The organism is Pseudomonas sp. Sample_10, from assembly GCF_004321495.1.
GTDB lineage: Bacteria > Pseudomonadota > Gammaproteobacteria > Pseudomonadales > Pseudomonadaceae > Aquipseudomonas.
Genome location: NZ_RCOE01000143.1, coordinates 1 through 15,541, shown reverse-complemented (window position 1 = coordinate 15,541; position 15,541 = coordinate 1). Strand labels below are relative to the sequence as shown.

Annotated in this window: 13 protein-coding genes; 10 read left to right on the top strand and 3 right to left on the bottom strand. The window is 60.6% G+C overall.

The window, feature by feature from the left end; all coding sequences use genetic code 11:
* Positions 1-9 precede the first annotated feature (9 nt).
* The 3 genes from hrpB to argE all read left to right on the top strand — a co-directional run bounded on the left by hrpB (position 10) and on the right by argE (position 4,489).
* Positions 10-2,529 carry an ATP-dependent helicase HrpB gene (gene hrpB / locus D8U18_RS13690; protein WP_131107808.1) on the top strand — a complete coding sequence of 840 codons (2,520 nt, stop codon included), beginning with the start codon at positions 10-12 and terminating at the stop codon, positions 2,527-2,529.
* Positions 2,530-2,649: 120 nt separating this feature from the next.
* Complete coding sequence (locus D8U18_RS13685; RefSeq protein WP_056855735.1) at positions 2,650-3,327, top strand: DUF1028 domain-containing protein; 678 nt, start codon at positions 2,650-2,652, stop codon at positions 3,325-3,327.
* On the top strand, positions 3,320-4,489 hold the full coding sequence (gene argE, locus D8U18_RS13680; RefSeq protein ID WP_131107807.1) for an acetylornithine deacetylase: 1,170 nt from the start codon (positions 3,320-3,322) through the stop codon (positions 4,487-4,489). Before D8U18_RS13685 ends, argE begins: the two co-directional genes overlap by 8 nt.
* A 14-nt stretch (positions 4,490-4,503) precedes the next feature.
* Here the strand turns inward: argE and D8U18_RS13675 are convergent, their stop codons facing one another.
* Positions 4,504-5,424 (bottom strand): LysR family transcriptional regulator, encoded by a 921-nt coding sequence (locus D8U18_RS13675; RefSeq protein ID WP_056855733.1) that lies wholly within the window; start codon positions 5,422-5,424, stop codon positions 4,504-4,506.
* Between the two features lie 229 nt (positions 5,425-5,653).
* Between D8U18_RS13675 and D8U18_RS13670 the strand changes: the two genes are divergently transcribed.
* The 6 genes from D8U18_RS13670 (at position 5,654) to D8U18_RS13645 (ending at position 13,333) form a co-directional block, all read left to right on the top strand.
* Positions 5,654-7,144, top strand: coding sequence for an aldehyde dehydrogenase (locus tag D8U18_RS13670; RefSeq protein WP_056855732.1), 1,491 nt, complete (start codon positions 5,654-5,656; stop codon positions 7,142-7,144).
* A 215-nt stretch (positions 7,145-7,359) separates the two neighbouring features.
* Positions 7,360-8,349, top strand: coding sequence for an ABC transporter substrate-binding protein (locus D8U18_RS13665; protein WP_347237902.1), 990 nt, complete (start codon positions 7,360-7,362; stop codon positions 8,347-8,349).
* A gap of 102 nt (positions 8,350-8,451) precedes the next feature.
* A complete protein-coding gene (locus tag D8U18_RS13660) occupies positions 8,452-9,897 on the top strand; it encodes an APC family permease (RefSeq protein WP_056855731.1) in 1,446 nt (481 codons plus the stop codon).
* Between the two features lie 28 nt (positions 9,898-9,925).
* A complete protein-coding gene (locus D8U18_RS13655; RefSeq protein ID WP_131107806.1) occupies positions 9,926-11,308 on the top strand; it encodes an aspartate aminotransferase family protein in 1,383 nt (460 codons plus the stop codon).
* Positions 11,309-11,560: 252 nt separating this feature from the next.
* Positions 11,561-12,826, top strand: coding sequence for an NAD(P)/FAD-dependent oxidoreductase (locus D8U18_RS13650; protein ID WP_130905831.1), 1,266 nt, complete (start codon positions 11,561-11,563; stop codon positions 12,824-12,826).
* Positions 12,827-12,898: 72 nt separating this feature from the next.
* Positions 12,899-13,333, top strand: coding sequence for a RidA family protein (locus tag D8U18_RS13645; RefSeq protein ID WP_056855728.1), 435 nt, complete (start codon positions 12,899-12,901; stop codon positions 13,331-13,333).
* Between the two features lie 87 nt (positions 13,334-13,420).
* Here D8U18_RS13645 and D8U18_RS13640 read toward each other — a convergent pair whose 3' ends face one another.
* Together D8U18_RS13640 and D8U18_RS13635 are read right to left on the bottom strand one after the other, a co-directional pair.
* A complete protein-coding gene (locus D8U18_RS13640; RefSeq protein ID WP_056855727.1) occupies positions 13,421-14,500 on the bottom strand; it encodes an endonuclease/exonuclease/phosphatase family protein in 1,080 nt (359 codons plus the stop codon).
* Between the two features lie 66 nt (positions 14,501-14,566).
* Positions 14,567-15,241 (bottom strand): YciC family protein, encoded by a 675-nt coding sequence (locus D8U18_RS13635; protein ID WP_056855894.1) that lies wholly within the window; start codon positions 15,239-15,241, stop codon positions 14,567-14,569.
* Between the two features lie 178 nt (positions 15,242-15,419).
* Here D8U18_RS13635 and D8U18_RS13630 point away from each other — a divergent pair.
* On the top strand, positions 15,420-15,541 hold a 122-nt coding region (locus tag D8U18_RS13630), incomplete at its 3' end, for a DUF2076 family protein (protein ID WP_131107805.1).

Genomic DNA, 15,541 nt, shown 5'->3' with positions numbered 1-15,541 from the left:
GGAGCCAGCATGATTTCTTTGCCGATTGATGAAGTTTTACCCGCCCTGCGTGAAGCCTTGGCCAAGCGCCACGAAGCCGTGCTCGAAGCACCGCCCGGCGCCGGTAAAACCACCCGCGTGCCTTTGGCCTTGCTCAATGAACCGTGGCTGGCGGGGCAGACCATCCTGATGCTTGAGCCACGTCGCCTGGCGGCGCGGGCGGCGGCGGAGCGGTTGGCCAGTGAGTTGGGTGAGAAGGTCGGCGAAACCGTGGGCTATCGCATTCGGCTCGACAGCAAGGTTGGCCCCGACACCCGCATCGAAGTGGTCACCGAAGGCATCCTCACCCGGCGCTTGCAGGATGATCCGGCGTTGGAAGGCGTGGGCTTGCTGATCTTCGATGAATTTCACGAACGCAGTCTCGATGCCGACCTGGCGCTGGCCCTGAGCCTCAATGGCCGGGAATTGTTCCGTGACGATCAGCCGCTGAAAATCCTCTTGATGTCGGCAACCCTCGAGGGCGAACGCCTTGCCGGGTTGCTCGACGATGCACCGATCCTGCGCAGCGAAGGGCGCATGTACCCGGTGGCAATGCGCTGGGGCCGACCGTTCCAGGCCGGTGAATTCATCGAGCCGCGACTGGTGCAGACCATTCTCGAAGCCTTGAACGACGAAACCGGCAGCGTCCTGGTGTTCCTGCCGGGGCAGGCGGAGATTCGGCGTGTGCATCAGCAACTGGCCGACGCGCTGGGTGACAACCCACAGGTTTTGCTTTGCCCGTTGCATGGTGAACTGGATCTGGCCGCGCAACGTGCGGCGATCGATCCGGCGCCACCGGGCAAACGCAAGGTGGTGCTGGCCACCAACATCGCTGAAACCAGCCTGACCATCGACGGCGTGCGCGTGGTGATCGACGCCGGGCTGGCGCGGGTGCCGCGTTTCGATCCCGGCAGCGGCATGACTCGTCTCGACACCCAGCGCATCTCCAGGGCCAGCGCTACGCAGCGCGCCGGTCGGGCCGGGCGACTGGAACCGGGTGTGTGTTATCGCTTGTGGTCGCAGGATCAGCACGAACAACTGGCGGCCTATGGCAGTGCGGAAATTCTCTCGGCGGATCTGGCGGGGCTGGCCTTGCAACTCGGCCGCTGGGGCGTGACGCCTGGGCAATTGGTGTGGCTCGATGTACCGCCTGCCGCCGCGTATGCACAGGCGCAGGATTTGCTCGAACGTCTGGGGGCACTGGAAGGCGAAACGCTGACCCGTCACGGCCAGGCCATGGCCGAATTGCCGGCGCACCCGCGCATCGCCCATCTACTGTTGCGCGCTCAGGCGCTTGGATTGGCGGACATGGCTTGCGATGTCGCGGCGTTGCTTGGCGAACGCGATATCTTGCGCGGTGCCGGGGCGGATCTGCACAGTCGACTGGTGTTGTTGTCGGGTGAAGAACGAGCTGCCCGCGGCGCTCAGGGTGGCGTGCAGCGAGCCCGGCAACTGGCGCGGCAGTATCGCGGTTATCTGCGTGGCAAGGCGTCGGAACCGGTCGCCGACCCCGATCATCCGCGCTGGCTCGGCGCGTTGCTGGCGCTGGCCTATCCCGACCGCGTCGCCCAACAACGCCGTGCGGGCGGCGCCGAATATCGTTTGGCCAACGGTCGCGCTGCGTTGTTCGCCGAAGCGGATAGCCTGATGAAACAACCGTGGCTGGTGATCGCCGATCTGGGCAGTCGTCAGGGCCAGCGCGAGGAGCGGATTTATCTGGCGGCGGATTTTGATCCGGCGCTGTTCGATTCGGTGCTGGTGGAGCAGGTGCGCTGCGTCGATCAACTGGATTGGGATGAGCGCGAAGGCGTGCTGCGCGCCGAGCGCCAGCGCAAAGTCGGTGAGCTGATCCTCAGCCGCGAACCGTTGACCGGTCTCGATGAAACGGCTCGCAGTCAGGCACTGGTCAATCTGGTGCGGCGCAAAGGCCTGGAGCTGTTGCCGTGGACCCCGGAGCTGCGTCAGTGGCAAGCGCGGGTGGCGTTATTGCGCCAACTGGATCTGGCCGGCAAGGGCGACAGCGAATGGCCGGATGTCAGCGACGCGGCGTTACTCAAAAGCCTCGAACACTGGTTGATGCCGTATCTGGGCAAGGTCTCGCGGCTCAGTCACTTCGCCAATCTCGACCTGTCGAGCATTGTCCACAACCTGTTGCCATGGCCGCTGCCGCAACGACTTGATGAATTGGCACCGCATCACTTGAGCGTGCCGTCGGGCTCATCGATTCGTCTGGATTACAGCGAACAGCCGCCGATTCTCGCGGTGCGTTTGCAGGAGCTGTTCGGCCTGGCCGAAACCCCGCGCATTGCCGGTGGTCGGCAAGTGGTCAAGCTGCACTTGCTGTCGCCGGCGCGGCGGCCGGTGCAGGTGACCCAGGATCTGGCGAACTTCTGGCGCAGTACCTATGCCGAAGTGAAGAAGGATTTGAAGGGCCGCTACCCGAAACACTATTGGCCGGACGATCCCTTGGTGGCCGAGGCCACGGCACGGATCAAACCGCGCAAGAGCTGAGCTGATCGTGGGCCAGACCAGTTTTTTCCTAGCCCAAAGCCACAAAAAACCTGCTTTCTCCCTTTTCAGTGCATGAACAGAATGCAATGGCGCGTGCATTGGAATTTTAAGGAGTGAGTCATGACGTTTTCGATTATCGGACGCTGCCCGGAAACCGGGCAGCTCGGTATTGCCATCAGCTCTTCAAGCATTGCGGTCGGTGCACGTTGCCCCTGGGCGCGGGCGGGGGTCGGTGCGGTCTCGACGCAGAACATTACGTTGCCGGCTCTTGGGCCGCAGATCCTCGACCTGCTGGAGCATCAGCATCTGCAACCTGACGCGGCGCTGGACAAGGCGCTGACGTCCAACGGCTGGAGCCAGTACCGTCAAGTCACGGTGATCGATGCGTCGGGCAGGATTGCGCTGTTCAGCGGCAAGGAATCGCTGGGTGTGCATAACGCGGTGAAGGGCGAGCAGTGCGTCGCGGCGGGCAACCTGCTCAGCGACGTGCGAGTCATCGAAGCCATGGTCGGGGCATTCGAGGCCGAACCGGGCCAGTTGGCGGACCGTTTGCTGGCGGCCATGCACGCGGCCATGGCGGCCGGTGGCGAGGCCGGGCCGGTGCATTCCGCCGCGCTGAAAGTGGTGGGTGACCATACGTGGCCGATCATCGACTTGCGGGTCGACTGGGCCGAGGAAGATCCCATCGGTCAGCTTGACGGTCTCTGGCAGGCTTATCGACCGCAAATGCAGGACTACCTGACGCGCGCACTCAACCCGACGACGGCACCGAGCTACGGAGTGCCCGGGGATGAGTGAGGCGTCCAGTCGCGACGTGTTGGAACGTCTGATTGGCTTCGCCACTGTCAGCCGCGATTCCAACCTCGAATTGATTCGTTTCATCGAGGCGTACCTGGCCGGGCACGGCGTTCAGAGCGAACTCTTCTTCAATGAAGAACGGACCAAGGCGAATCTGTTCGCGACCATCGGCCCGCTCACGTCCGGTGGCGTAGTGCTTTCCGGTCACACCGATGTGGTACCGGTAGACGGGCAGGCGTGGACGGTCGATCCGTTCCATCTGACGGAAAAGGATGGACGCCTGTACGGCCGTGGCACGGCGGACATGAAAGGGTTCATCGCCTCGGTCCTTGCGGCGGTGCCGACCTTCGTCCAGCGTACGCTTCTGAAGCCGGTGCACCTGGCGTTTTCCTATGATGAAGAAATCGGCTGCCTGGGTGTCAGGCCGATGCTCGCCGAGCTGGAGAAGCGGCCATTCAAGCCCTGCCTCTGCCTGATCGGCGAACCGACAGAACTCAAGCCTGTGCTCGGTCACAAGGGCAAACTGGCGATGCGTTGCGAAGTGCGCGGTGCAGCGTGCCATTCGGCGTATGCGCCTTATGGGGTCAACGCGATCGAGTACGCCGCGCAGCTTATTGGTCGGCTGGGCGTGATCGGTGAACAGCTCGCGCATCCCGACAACCACGATCAGCGTTTTGATCCGCCGTTTTCGACGGTGCAGACGGGAGTGATCAAAGGTGGCCGCGCGCTCAACATCGTTCCCGCCGAATGTGAGTTCGATTTCGAGGTCAGGGCGCTGCCGGACTTCGATGCACAGGGTGTGGCGGACCAGCTGCACGCGTTCGCCCAGGAACAACTGTTGCCGAAGATGCGTGCGGTGCAAGCGGACACCGACATCCGCTTGCGCCCGCTGAGCGCCTATCCCGGGTTGGCGACACCGCCCGAGAGTGAAGCGGCGCGGCTGCTGGCGCTGTTGAGCAATTCTTCAGCGTTTGGCACGGTCGCGTTTGGCACCGAGGGCGGGTTGTTTGATCAGGCTGGCATTCCCACGGTGGTTTGCGGACCTGGCAGCATGGATCAGGGGCACAAGCCTGACGAATTCATCGCACTGGAGCAGTTGAACGGTTGCGATGCGATGTTGGTTCGGTTGGCTGATTACCTGTGTGGCGACATCTTACTGTAGGAACCGGCTCGCTCCTACAGGGGGGCTGCGACTTTCTGGCTCAGTTGTTCGCGGCAAAAATCCACGAACAACTGTGCAGGCTTGGTCAGTTGGCTGCGTTTCAAATGGGCCGACGCCAGGCCGGACAGGGTGACCGGTTCCTTGATGTTGACCGATATCACCTTCTTGCCATCGTAGGTGCACTCCGAGTGCGGGCGGGTGACCAGGATCGAGAAGCCGAAACCCTGCCCGACCATGCCCCGCACCATCTCGATAGAGGGTGAGCTGAAGACGATGTTGGGCGTCAGTTCCAGTTCGTGGAACAGGCTGACAAAGTAGGTCCGGCTCGGCTGCACATCGAGAAGAATCATCGGCTCGCTGCACAGGTCGCGCAGCGACACTTCTTTCTGGTCGGCAAAACGGTGGCCTTCAGGCAGCAGCACGTAGGGTTTTTGTGGCGGCATCAGTGGCGTGGTCTGGATGGTGCCGTCCAGATCGTGATCGTAGAGGAAGGCCACGTCGAACGTGCCGGCGGTCAAGCCTTGCACCAGCTCTTGTTGCTCGCCGTCGCGAATGCGGATGTCCACGCCCGGGTAAAGCTTGCGAAAGCCGGCGATCAATTGCGGCAGGTACAGCGGGGCTACCGTCTCGAAGCAGCCGATGTCGATTTGTCCCGACACCGTATCGTTATCGGCCAGCGCATTCTGTTCAAACTCCCTGGCCATCCGCAAAAGCTCTTGCGCCTTGTGATAGAAGCGCGTGCCGGTGGGGGTCAGGGACACACCCTGGGCGTGGTGGCGGATGAATAACTGAACGTTGAACGACTCTTCCAGGCTTTTGATCGCCGTGGACACCGAGGGCTGCGCGATGTACAGCTGCCGCGAGGCTTCAGCGACGCTGCCGGCTTCTACCGTTGTGACGAAATACTTGAGTTGCCGCAATGTATAGGAAGCCACACGCACCTCGTTTTGCTTTGTTTTGCGGTGAAGGCCCGGATGACCGTCGCACGGATTGTGGACTGAACCTTACCCTATGAGCGTTCCAGGCTGGGTAAGCGCTTGCCAAGTTTTTTCTTATACCCCGAGCACATTTTTAATAATTTTCCTCTTCGCACGGTTGCCGCACTATCTCTACAACCTCTGATAACAACCCCGACCACCCTGGCGGTCGTAAAGGGAGCGTAGCGTGTTCGACCTCGACTATTGGCAGCAACGAGCTGCCCGGCAAACCTTCTCTGACAAAGCCTTGATCGATGGCCGGCAGGTCGCTGCGTCTTCAGGCGCAACTTTCGATTCGATCAACCCGGCGACCCGTCAGTTGCTTGCCCGTGTCGCCGCGTGTGGCGAAGTGGAAGTGGAACTTGCCGTGCGCAGTGCGCGTCGCGCGTTCAACGAAGGCCCGTGGGCGCGGATGGCACCGGTCGAGCGCAAGCGCGTGATGTTGCGTCTGTCCGAGCTGGTGCTGGCCCATCGCGAAGAGCTTGCCTTGCTCGACTCGCTGAACATGGGCAAACCGGTGATGGATGCCTACAACATCGACGTCCCGGGCGCGGCCCATGTGTTTGCCTGGTACGGCGAGTCGCTGGACAAACTCTACGATCAGGTCGCGCCGACCGCGTCATCGGCGCTGGCGACCATCACCCGCGAAGCGCTGGGTGTGGTCGCCGCAGTGGTGCCTTGGAACTTCCCGCTCGACATGGCCGCGTGGAAACTGGCACCGGCCCTGGCGGCCGGCAATAGCGTGGTGCTCAAACCCGCGGAGCAATCGCCGTTCTCGGCGTTGCGTCTGGCCGAACTGGCGCTGGAAGCCGGTTTGCCGCCGGGCGTGCTGAATGTGCTGCCGGGGCTCGGCGAGTCTGCCGGCAAGGCCTTGGGCCTGCATCCGGATGTCGATTGCCTGGTGTTCACCGGCTCGACTCAGGTGGGCAAATACTTCATGCAGTACGCGGCGCAATCGAACCTCAAGCAGGTCTGGCTCGAATGCGGCGGCAAGAGCCCGAGCCTGGTGTTCGACGATTGCCGTGATCTCGATCTGGCGGCGGAGAAGGCGGCATTCGGCATCTTCTTCAATCAGGGCGAGGTGTGTTCAGCCAATTCGCGGCTGTATGTGCAGGACACGGTCAAGGATGAGTTTATCGAGCGTCTTCTGGAAAAAGCCAAAGCCTGGATGCCCGGCGATCCATTGAATCCTGCCAGTGCTGCTGGCGCCATTGTCGATTCGGCCCAGGCGTCGCGGGTAATGAGTGTTATCGAGCGCGCCCACGAAGACGGCGCCCGATTGCTCACCGGCGGGCGTCGCTTGAATTTCAACGGTTCCGACAACTTTATCGAGCCGACCATTTTTGCCGATGTCGATCATCAATCGCACCTGTCGCGTGAAGAGGTGTTCGGGCCGGTACTGGCGATCTCTACGTTCGACACGGAAGAGCAAGCGGTGCGGCTGGCCAACGACAGCATCTACGGGCTGGCTGCCTCGGTATGGAGCGATGACCTGAACCGCGCGCACCGCGTTGCACGGGCGTTGAAGGCCGGCACTGTTTCGGTGAACACCGTGGATGCCCTCGATGTCAGCGTGCCGTTCGGTGGCGGCAAGCAATCGGGATTTGGCCGGGATCTGTCGTTGCATTCATTCGATAAGTACACCCAGTTGAAAACCACCTGGTTTCAATTGCGTTAAACATCTACTGAACAATTAACCGCACGCTGATTGTGTGCGGCTTGAAGAATAAAAAGATGTCACCGCACGGAGAGTCTTCCGTGTACTTGCGGCTGCGTGGCCGTGACTGCCTCAGTAACTAACCACAATTAAAAAGTGAGGGAGCTTTCATGTTCAGATATTCGTCTTCGAGCGTTAAATCAGCGGCTGCTTTAACCGCGCTTCTGGGATTTACGGTGCCGCTTGTTGCGCACGCCGAAAGTCTCACGGTTATTTCATTCGGCGGTGCCACCAAGGCGGCGCAGGAGGGTGCTTACTTCAAACCCTTTGAACAAACGGGTGCCGGGAAAGTAGTGGTCGGCGAGTACAGCGGCGAACTTTCCAAAGTCAAAGCCATGGTCGATGTCGGCCAGGTCAGTTGGGACGTGGTCGAAGTCGAAAGCCCTGAACTCTTGCGTGGATGTGAAGAGGGATTGTTCGAGCGGCTGGACCCGGCGCTGATCGGCGATGCAAAAAACTATTTGCCGGGCGCGGTCAGCGAATGCGGCGTGGCGAGTTACGTGTGGTCGATGGTGCTTGCCTACAACTCGAACAAGGTGGCGGCGGCACCGACGTCCTGGGCGGACATGTGGAACCTGCAGCAATTCCCCGGCAAGCGTGGGCTGCGCAAGGGCGCCAAGTACACGCTGGAAGTGGCGCTGCTCGCCGATGGGGTCCAACAGGATGACCTGTACAAAGTGCTGGGGACCAAGGAAGGCGTGGACCGGGCGTTTCACAAGCTCGACCAGATCAAGCCGTCGATCCAGTGGTGGGAAGCCGGAGCGCAGCCGCCGCAATGGCTGGCAGCGGGTGACGTGGTGATGTCGGCGGCCTATAACGGGCGGATTGCCGTGGCGCAGAAGGAAGGTTCGAAGCTGGCGATCTCCTGGAACGGCCACCTCTACGATCCTGATCACTGGGCGATTGTTCGCGGTAGCCCGAACAAGTCGCTGGCCGAACGCTTCATCGTGTTTGCCAGCCAGGCGAGCGGCCAGAAATCTTTCTCCAGCCAGATCCCCTACGGCCCGATCCGCAAGGACGTGCTGGCGCAGCTGCCGGCCGACACACTTGCCCAATTGCCCACCGCTCAAGCCAACCTGTCTGAAGGCCAACTGGTCGATGCCACGTTCTGGGTCGATCACGGCGAAGAACTCGAGGAACGCTTCAACGCCTGGGCGGCCCGCTAAGCCATCGCTGTCGCTTGTCGCCATTCAAGGATGAGTGGCGATGTTTATCCCTGCCTTCCGCGCGGAGGCGATCAACAACAAGAAAACACGGGGAGTTTTGTCATGAGTTCAAGTACAACCGCGTCCGTCCAGGCGCAGTCTGGCGGTTTGCGCCGGGTTCTGGGGCTGGGTTCATTACTTGCCGTTGCGGTGGGCGTCGTAGTATCGCAGGGCGTCATGGTGCTGATGCTGCAAGGTGCGGGCATCGCCGGTTTCGGTTTCATCATTCCGCTGGCCATCGCTTATGTGTTGGCAATCACCTATGCCTGGTCGTTCTCCGAACTGGCCTTGATGATCCCGCGGGCGGGCAGCCTCAGCAGTTACACCGAAGTGGCGATCGGGCATTTCCCGGCCATTCTCGCGACCTTCTCGGGGTACATGGTGGTGGCGATGTTTGCGCTGTCGGCCGAACTGCTGTTGCTGGACCTGGTGATCAGCAAGGTCTATCCGGATGTCATTCCACACATGGTAGTGGCCTACGGGGTGCTGGGGCTGTTCACCGTTTTGAATCTGTTCGGCATCGATGTCTTCGCCAAGCTGCAGAACGTGCTGGCGCTGGTGATGGTGGTGATCCTCGTTGCCATGGGCCTGGCTTCTCTGAGTAACGGCCAGGCCAGTTTGCAGCTGCCGCTCGATCAGGGTTGGAACCCGTTGGAGTTCGGTGCAATTACCCTGGCGGCGATGGCGGTATGGGGTTTTGTCGGGGCCGAATTCGTCTGCCCGCTGGTGGAAGAAACCCGCAATCCCGAGCGCAATATTCCACGTTCGATGACCATTGGTTTGACGGTGATCTTCGGCGTGATCGCGTTGTATTGCTTTGGCGCTTTGCTGTGCATTCCACGCGAGCAACTGGCCAGTGACGCACTGCCGCATTACCTGGTGGCGACCACTGTGTTCGGTGAAGCCGGCAAGCTGTTTCTGGTCATCGCCGCCATCACTGCGACTTGCAGCACCGTGAATTCTTCGCTGGCAGCGTTGCCGCGCATGCTCTACGGCATGGCGCAAAACGGCCAGGCTTTCCCGCAGTTCAAGATGCTCACGGCACGTGGCCGAACGCCTTGGGTGGCGGTGTTGTTCGTTGCCGCGATCACCGGCCTGCCGATCCTCATTCTGGGGCACGACGCGGCCGCGATCAGCTTGTTGCTGTTGGCTGCCGCGCTCGCCTGGCTGCTGGCGTACATCATCGTGCACATCGATGTGATCGCCTTGCGCCGGCGCTATCCCCATCTGGCGCGTCCATTTCGCTCACCGTTTTATCCATGGCCGCAAGTGGTTGGCATCCTCGGCATGTTGTTTGCGATCTACCACGTGTCGCCAACACCGGAAATGACCGCCAGCATTTTTGCTTGCGCTGGCGTGGTACTGGGCGTGATATCGGTGATCGCCGTGGTGTGGGTCAAGTTCGTGATGCGCAAACCGCTGTTTACGCCCGAACCCCTGATCCAAAACGAATCGCAGGACAACGGTGTGCCTGCCGTGGCACCGCTGACTACCGTGTCCGGGAACTGAACCTTTATTCAATTCAGGAGAATAAAAAATGACAACCGATTACAAACCACAGCGTGAAACCAAGGACTACCAAGCGGCCGATGCCGCCCACCACATTCATGCCTTCCTCGATCAGAAGGCGTTGAACGAAGAGGGGCCGCGCGTGATCGTCGGTGGCGAGCGGTTACACCTGTGGGACAACGACGGCAATCGCTACCTCGATGGCATGTCCGGTTTGTGGTGCACCAACCTCGGCTACGGTCGCAAGGATCTGGCCACGGCAGCGACTCGGCAATTGGAGCAGTTGCCGTACTACAACATGTTCTTCCACACCACTCACCCGGCGGTGGTCGAGCTGTCCGAGCTGCTGTTCAGCCTGTTGCCCAAGCACTACAGCCACGCGATCTACACCAACTCCGGCTCTGAAGCCAATGAGGTGTTGATCCGTACCGTGCGCCGTTACTGGCAGGTACTCGGCAAGCCGCAGAAGAAGATCATGATTGGCCGCTGGAACGGTTACCACGGCTCTACCCTGGCCGCTAGCGCGATGGGCGGCATGAAGTTCATGCACGAAATGGGCGGGGTGATTCCGGATGTCGCGCACATCGACGAACCTTACTGGTTTGCGCACGAAGGCGACCTGACGCCTGCCGAATTCGGCCTGCGCGCGGCCCGGCAACTGGAAACCAAGATTCTCGAACTGGGCGCGGAAAACGTCGCTGCGTTTATCGCCGAACCGTTCCAGGGCGCGGGCGGCATGATCTTCCCGCCAGAGAGCTACTGGCCGGAAATCCAGCGAATCTGTCGCAAGTACGATGTGCTGCTGTGTGCTGACGAAGTGATCGGTGGTTTCGGCCGTACCGGTGAATGGTTCGCCCACCAACACTTTGATTTCGAGCCGGACACCCTGTCGATCGCCAAGGGCCTGACCTCGGGCTACATCCCCATGGGCGGCCTGATTCTGAGTCGGCGCATGGCCGAAGTGCTGGTCGAGCAGGGCGGCGTATTTGCCCACGGCCTGACTTATTCCGGTCACCCGGTAGCGGCCGCCGTGGCAATTGCCAACCTCACGGCGTTGCGCGATGAGGGCGTCGTCAGCCAAGTGAAAAGCGACACCGGTCCGTATCTGCAGCAGTGTCTGCGTGAGGTGTTCGGCAATCATCCGCTGGTGGGTGAAATCCAGGGGGTCGGCCTGGTCGCCGCGTTGCAGTTTGCCGAGGACAAGGCGACTCGCAAACGCTTCGCCAACGAAGGCGATATCGCCTGGCGTTGCCGCACGATCGGTTTTGAGGAAGGCCTGATTATTCGCTCGACGCTGGGCCGCATGATCATGGCCCCGGCATTGATCGCAACGCGCGCTGAAATCGACGAACTGGTTGCCAAGACCAAGATAGCGGTTGATAGAACTGCCAAAGAAATTGGTGTGCTCTAAATAAATACCGGCTCGCCTCCATTAACTGTGGGAGCGAGCAGGTTCGCTCCCACAGTTAATGCATTTATCCATGTAGTTGTTAGTTAGTTTTTTCATGGGCAACAACGACAAAAATCATAATTTCGCTATTGGCATTCGCTAAGCACAATAAAACTACCCCGCCAGCAAAGTTATCGACGCGGAATTAATTATTAAAACAGCTGAACGGTCGCGACTTGTCGCGCCTTAGTTGCCTCTCTGAAGGACGCAAGCATGAATGATAAAAAGATAGAAATAGATACGCTTGTTGTCGGTGCCGGCCAGGCTGGCGTCGCCATGAGCGAGCACCTGAGCAAACTCGGTGTGCCGCACCTCGTCCTGGAGCGTAACCGCATCGCTGAAGCGTGGCGCACCGGGCGTTGGGATTCGCTGGTGGCTAACGGCCCGGTTTGGCATGACCGCTTCCCCGGCCTGGCTTTTGAAGATCTGGAGCCCGACGCCTTCGCTTCAAAGGACCGCGTGGCCGCGTACTTCGAAGCCTATGCCGAGAAATTCGAAGCGCCGATTCGTACTGGCGTCGAAGTGAAAAAAGTGGTGCGCAACAGTGACCGTCCAGGCTTCACCATCGAAACCTCCGAAGGCGTGATCCAGGCCAATCGCGTGGTGGCGGCGACCGGTCCTTTCCAGCGGCCGGTCATCCCGCCGATTGCGCCGAAAGACAGCACGGTCACGCAGATTCACTCGGCCGAGTATTTCAACCCACAGCAGCTACCCGAGGGCGGTGTGCTGGTGGTCGGTGCCGGCTCATCCGGTGTGCAGATTGCCGATGAGCTGCAGCGCGCCGGTAAACAGGTCTATCTGTCGGTCGGCCAGCATGATCGTCCGCCTCGCAGCTATCGCAACCGTGATTTTTGCTGGTGGTTGGGGGTTCTGGGGTTGTGGGATCTCGAAACCATGGAGCCGGGTCGTGAGCACGTGACCATCGCGGTGAGCGGTGCGCGGGGTGGCCACACCGTCGATTTCCGCGGTCTCGCCAAACAAGGCGTCACGCTGGTGGGGCTGACCCGATCGTTCAACGACGGCGTGGTGACGTTCCAGCCGGATCTGGCGCGCAATATCGCTGCGGGCGACGAGAATTACCTGTCGCTGCTGGACGCGGCGGATGCCTACATTGCCCGCAACGGACTCGACCTTCCGGAAGAACCCGAAGCCCGCTTCATGCTGCCCGACCCGGAGTGCGTCACTCGCCCGATTCTCGAACTCGATCTGGCCGAGGCGGGCATCACCTCGATCATCTGGGCAACCGGCTACGCCGTCGATTACAGCTGGCTGCAGGTCGACACGTTCGACGAGAAGGGCAAGCCACGGCATCAGCGCGGTGTCTCGAACGAGCCGGGTGTCTACTTTGTCGGCCTGCCATGGCTGTCGCGTCGCGGCTCGAGCTTTATCTGGGGTGTCTGGCACGACGCCAAACATGTCGCCGGGCACATTGCCACGCAGCGCCAATACCTCGAATACCGCGACCCGTCGCAGCGTTGATTCGATCGCGGGAATGAACTTCGGCATTGCCGATTTACCAGCTCATTAATCAAGTTTCAGGGGAGTCAGTTGATGCCTACTCACACGCGAATTCGCATGTTCAATACCAAAGACACCTATCCCAACCAGTCACTGGACAATGATCTTTGCCAGGCTGTGCGCGCGGGCAACACGGTGTATGTGCGCGGCCAGATCGGCACTGATTTCGAGGGCAACCTGGTAGGCCTTGGCGACCCGGCCGCCCAGGCCGAACAGGCGATGAAAAACGTCAAGCAGCTGCTGGAAGAGGCGGGGAGTGATCTGTCGCACATCGTCAAAACCACCACCTACATCATTGACCCGCGTTACCGCGAACCGGTGTATCAAGTGGTGGGCAAGTGGCTGAAAGGCGTGTTCCCGATCTCGACCGGGTTGGTGATTTCCGGGCTTGGTCAACCGCAGTGGCTGATGGAAATCGACGTGATCGCGGTCATCCCGGACGACTGGCAGGCAACGCAAACCCTGTAGGCGCCGAGCTTGCTCGCGAAGGCGGTGTGTCGGTCACCTCTCTCTTGAATGTGCCGGCGTCATCGCGAGCAAGCTTTGCTCACAGGATCATGGTGTCGCCGGCAGCAGGAACCGCGCAATCACCGGCAAATGATCGGAAATGCGCAACGTATCGTCCTGCCTCACCGTTGCCTCGACCCGCTTGATGCGCGGGCTGTAGAACAGATAGTCGACGGTGCGATCCGGGCCGCTCAGGTTCGGATCGTTCGGGTAATGGGTCAGCCAGCGCGCACGATCGATGCCGCTGGCTTCGTTGTTGTTGGGGATCATCGGGTATTTGTCCCACAACACGTGCAGGGCGCTGTCGGCGGAGTAGGGCGAGCGTTGTTCGGCGGGCAGGCGCTGGTATTGCCCCAGCGGCAACAGATTGAAGTCGCCGCCGATCAGCCATGGCGTCCCGCGGCTTTCGAGTTTATCGAGGGCTTTGGCCACGGCCGATACCTGCGCCAGCAGCGTTTCGTCGGGTTGCGTGGCGCGTTCCAGATGAGTATTGAGCAGCGCCAATTGACTGCCGTCGCTCAAAGGCAGATAAGCCACCAGCAAGGCGTTTTTTGGCTGGAACTGGCGACTGATCAGGTTGGCCGACGCGACCGGCAATTGCAGGCGCTGGGCATGGTCGATCTGGTAGCGGCTCAAGGTTGCCAGTTGCCGGCCAACGCTGCCGAAGATGTGTGGATCAGGAACAAACTCAGCCTTCCAGTCGAATGCGCTGGTACTGCACGGGTACAGGTCGGCGAGCCGTTCCTGCAGCAGTTTGAGCTGGTGCTGGTAATCGCTGGCCTTGGCCCCGTCATCGAGTTCCTGCAACAGCACCACGTCCGGTTGCTCGTCACGAATCACACGCGCCACTTCATCGAGGCTGAAGGCCATGTCTTGCGGCGTGGGATTCTCATCGGTGCCGTCGGCCAGGTCATTCCAGAACACGTACCGCTTGCCCGCCAGGTACTGAACGTTCCAGGTCATCACCTTCAGCGCCTGGCCGGGAACCAGAGTCGGTGCCCCGGTGCTGCAGCTGACTGGCAGCACTTCGCGGGCTTCGGGGCGCCAGGTCAGGCTATACACCATCACACCGGTCAGGCCGATGACGATCAACAATCCCAGCAAGGTGTAGCGCAGCAGTCGGGTCATGGCTCGGCTTATAGCGTTACGGAAGTTGACCCCGAGCATACCCGAGTGACGGGCGGTCGCCCAAGGTCAGAGTGGCCCGTCGATTTTTTTCGGCTCTTCGCCGATCAGCATGAACAGACGGAACAGCACCACGCTGGTGAACAGTTGCAGGAAGCTGTGGGCACTGTCGATCAGCAGCGAGATCACCGGGTTTTGAGGCTCTGGATACGCCGCCAGCGTCGCGCCCTTGAGCAGCCACAATGGCCCCATCACGCACAGGATGCACACCAGGATGCGCAGGAAATGACCACGGGTCAGGCGCAGGCTTTCCTTCATCGCTTGCAGTGGTGCCAGGCCGCGCAGCACCAGCAGGTACTCGCCGAACGCCAGGGTGACCATCAACCAGATGCCCGGCAGGAAATACAGCGACAGGCCCAGCAGAATCAGCAGCGTGTTGAGTGCCGTCAGCAGGGCGAAACGCGGCCACAGATAAGCAGATCTCGACAGCAGTTCGCGGTTGCTTGGCGATTCGCCACGGCTGCGGGCATCGAGGAACAGAATGAGCGCGGCGGTGTACAGCGGGTAAACCAGCAGGCCGACGATCACGCTGATGCCGGGGAAACTGTCCGGCTCGGTGGAGCGGTCGACGACTTGTTGCAACAGCGCCTCGATAATCACCAGCGGCAGGCACAGCTGCACAATCTGGCCCAGATTGCGCTTGAAGAAATACAGGGAGTCTCGCAGTACATCTAACGGATTCATCAGTCGGTATCGCAGGTTGAAAGCAGTGGCCCACTTTAACCGATCAAGCCCTTGGGGACGCAAACGTAAACGTTCGGTAAAGGGCATTGAAACATCTTGTTTCAGCCTCCATTAAGGTCGAGTGCCTTATCTTCAGTGGAGAAGGGCAACGATTTCCCCGGCAATCTACGAGGTCGCCATGAACAGCGAAGAACAAACCCTGATCGATGGACTGTTTTCCCGGCTGCAACAGGCCGAAACGGACTCAGCCCCGCGCGACGCCCAGGCCGAGGCGCGGATCAAGGAACACCTGACGCGCCA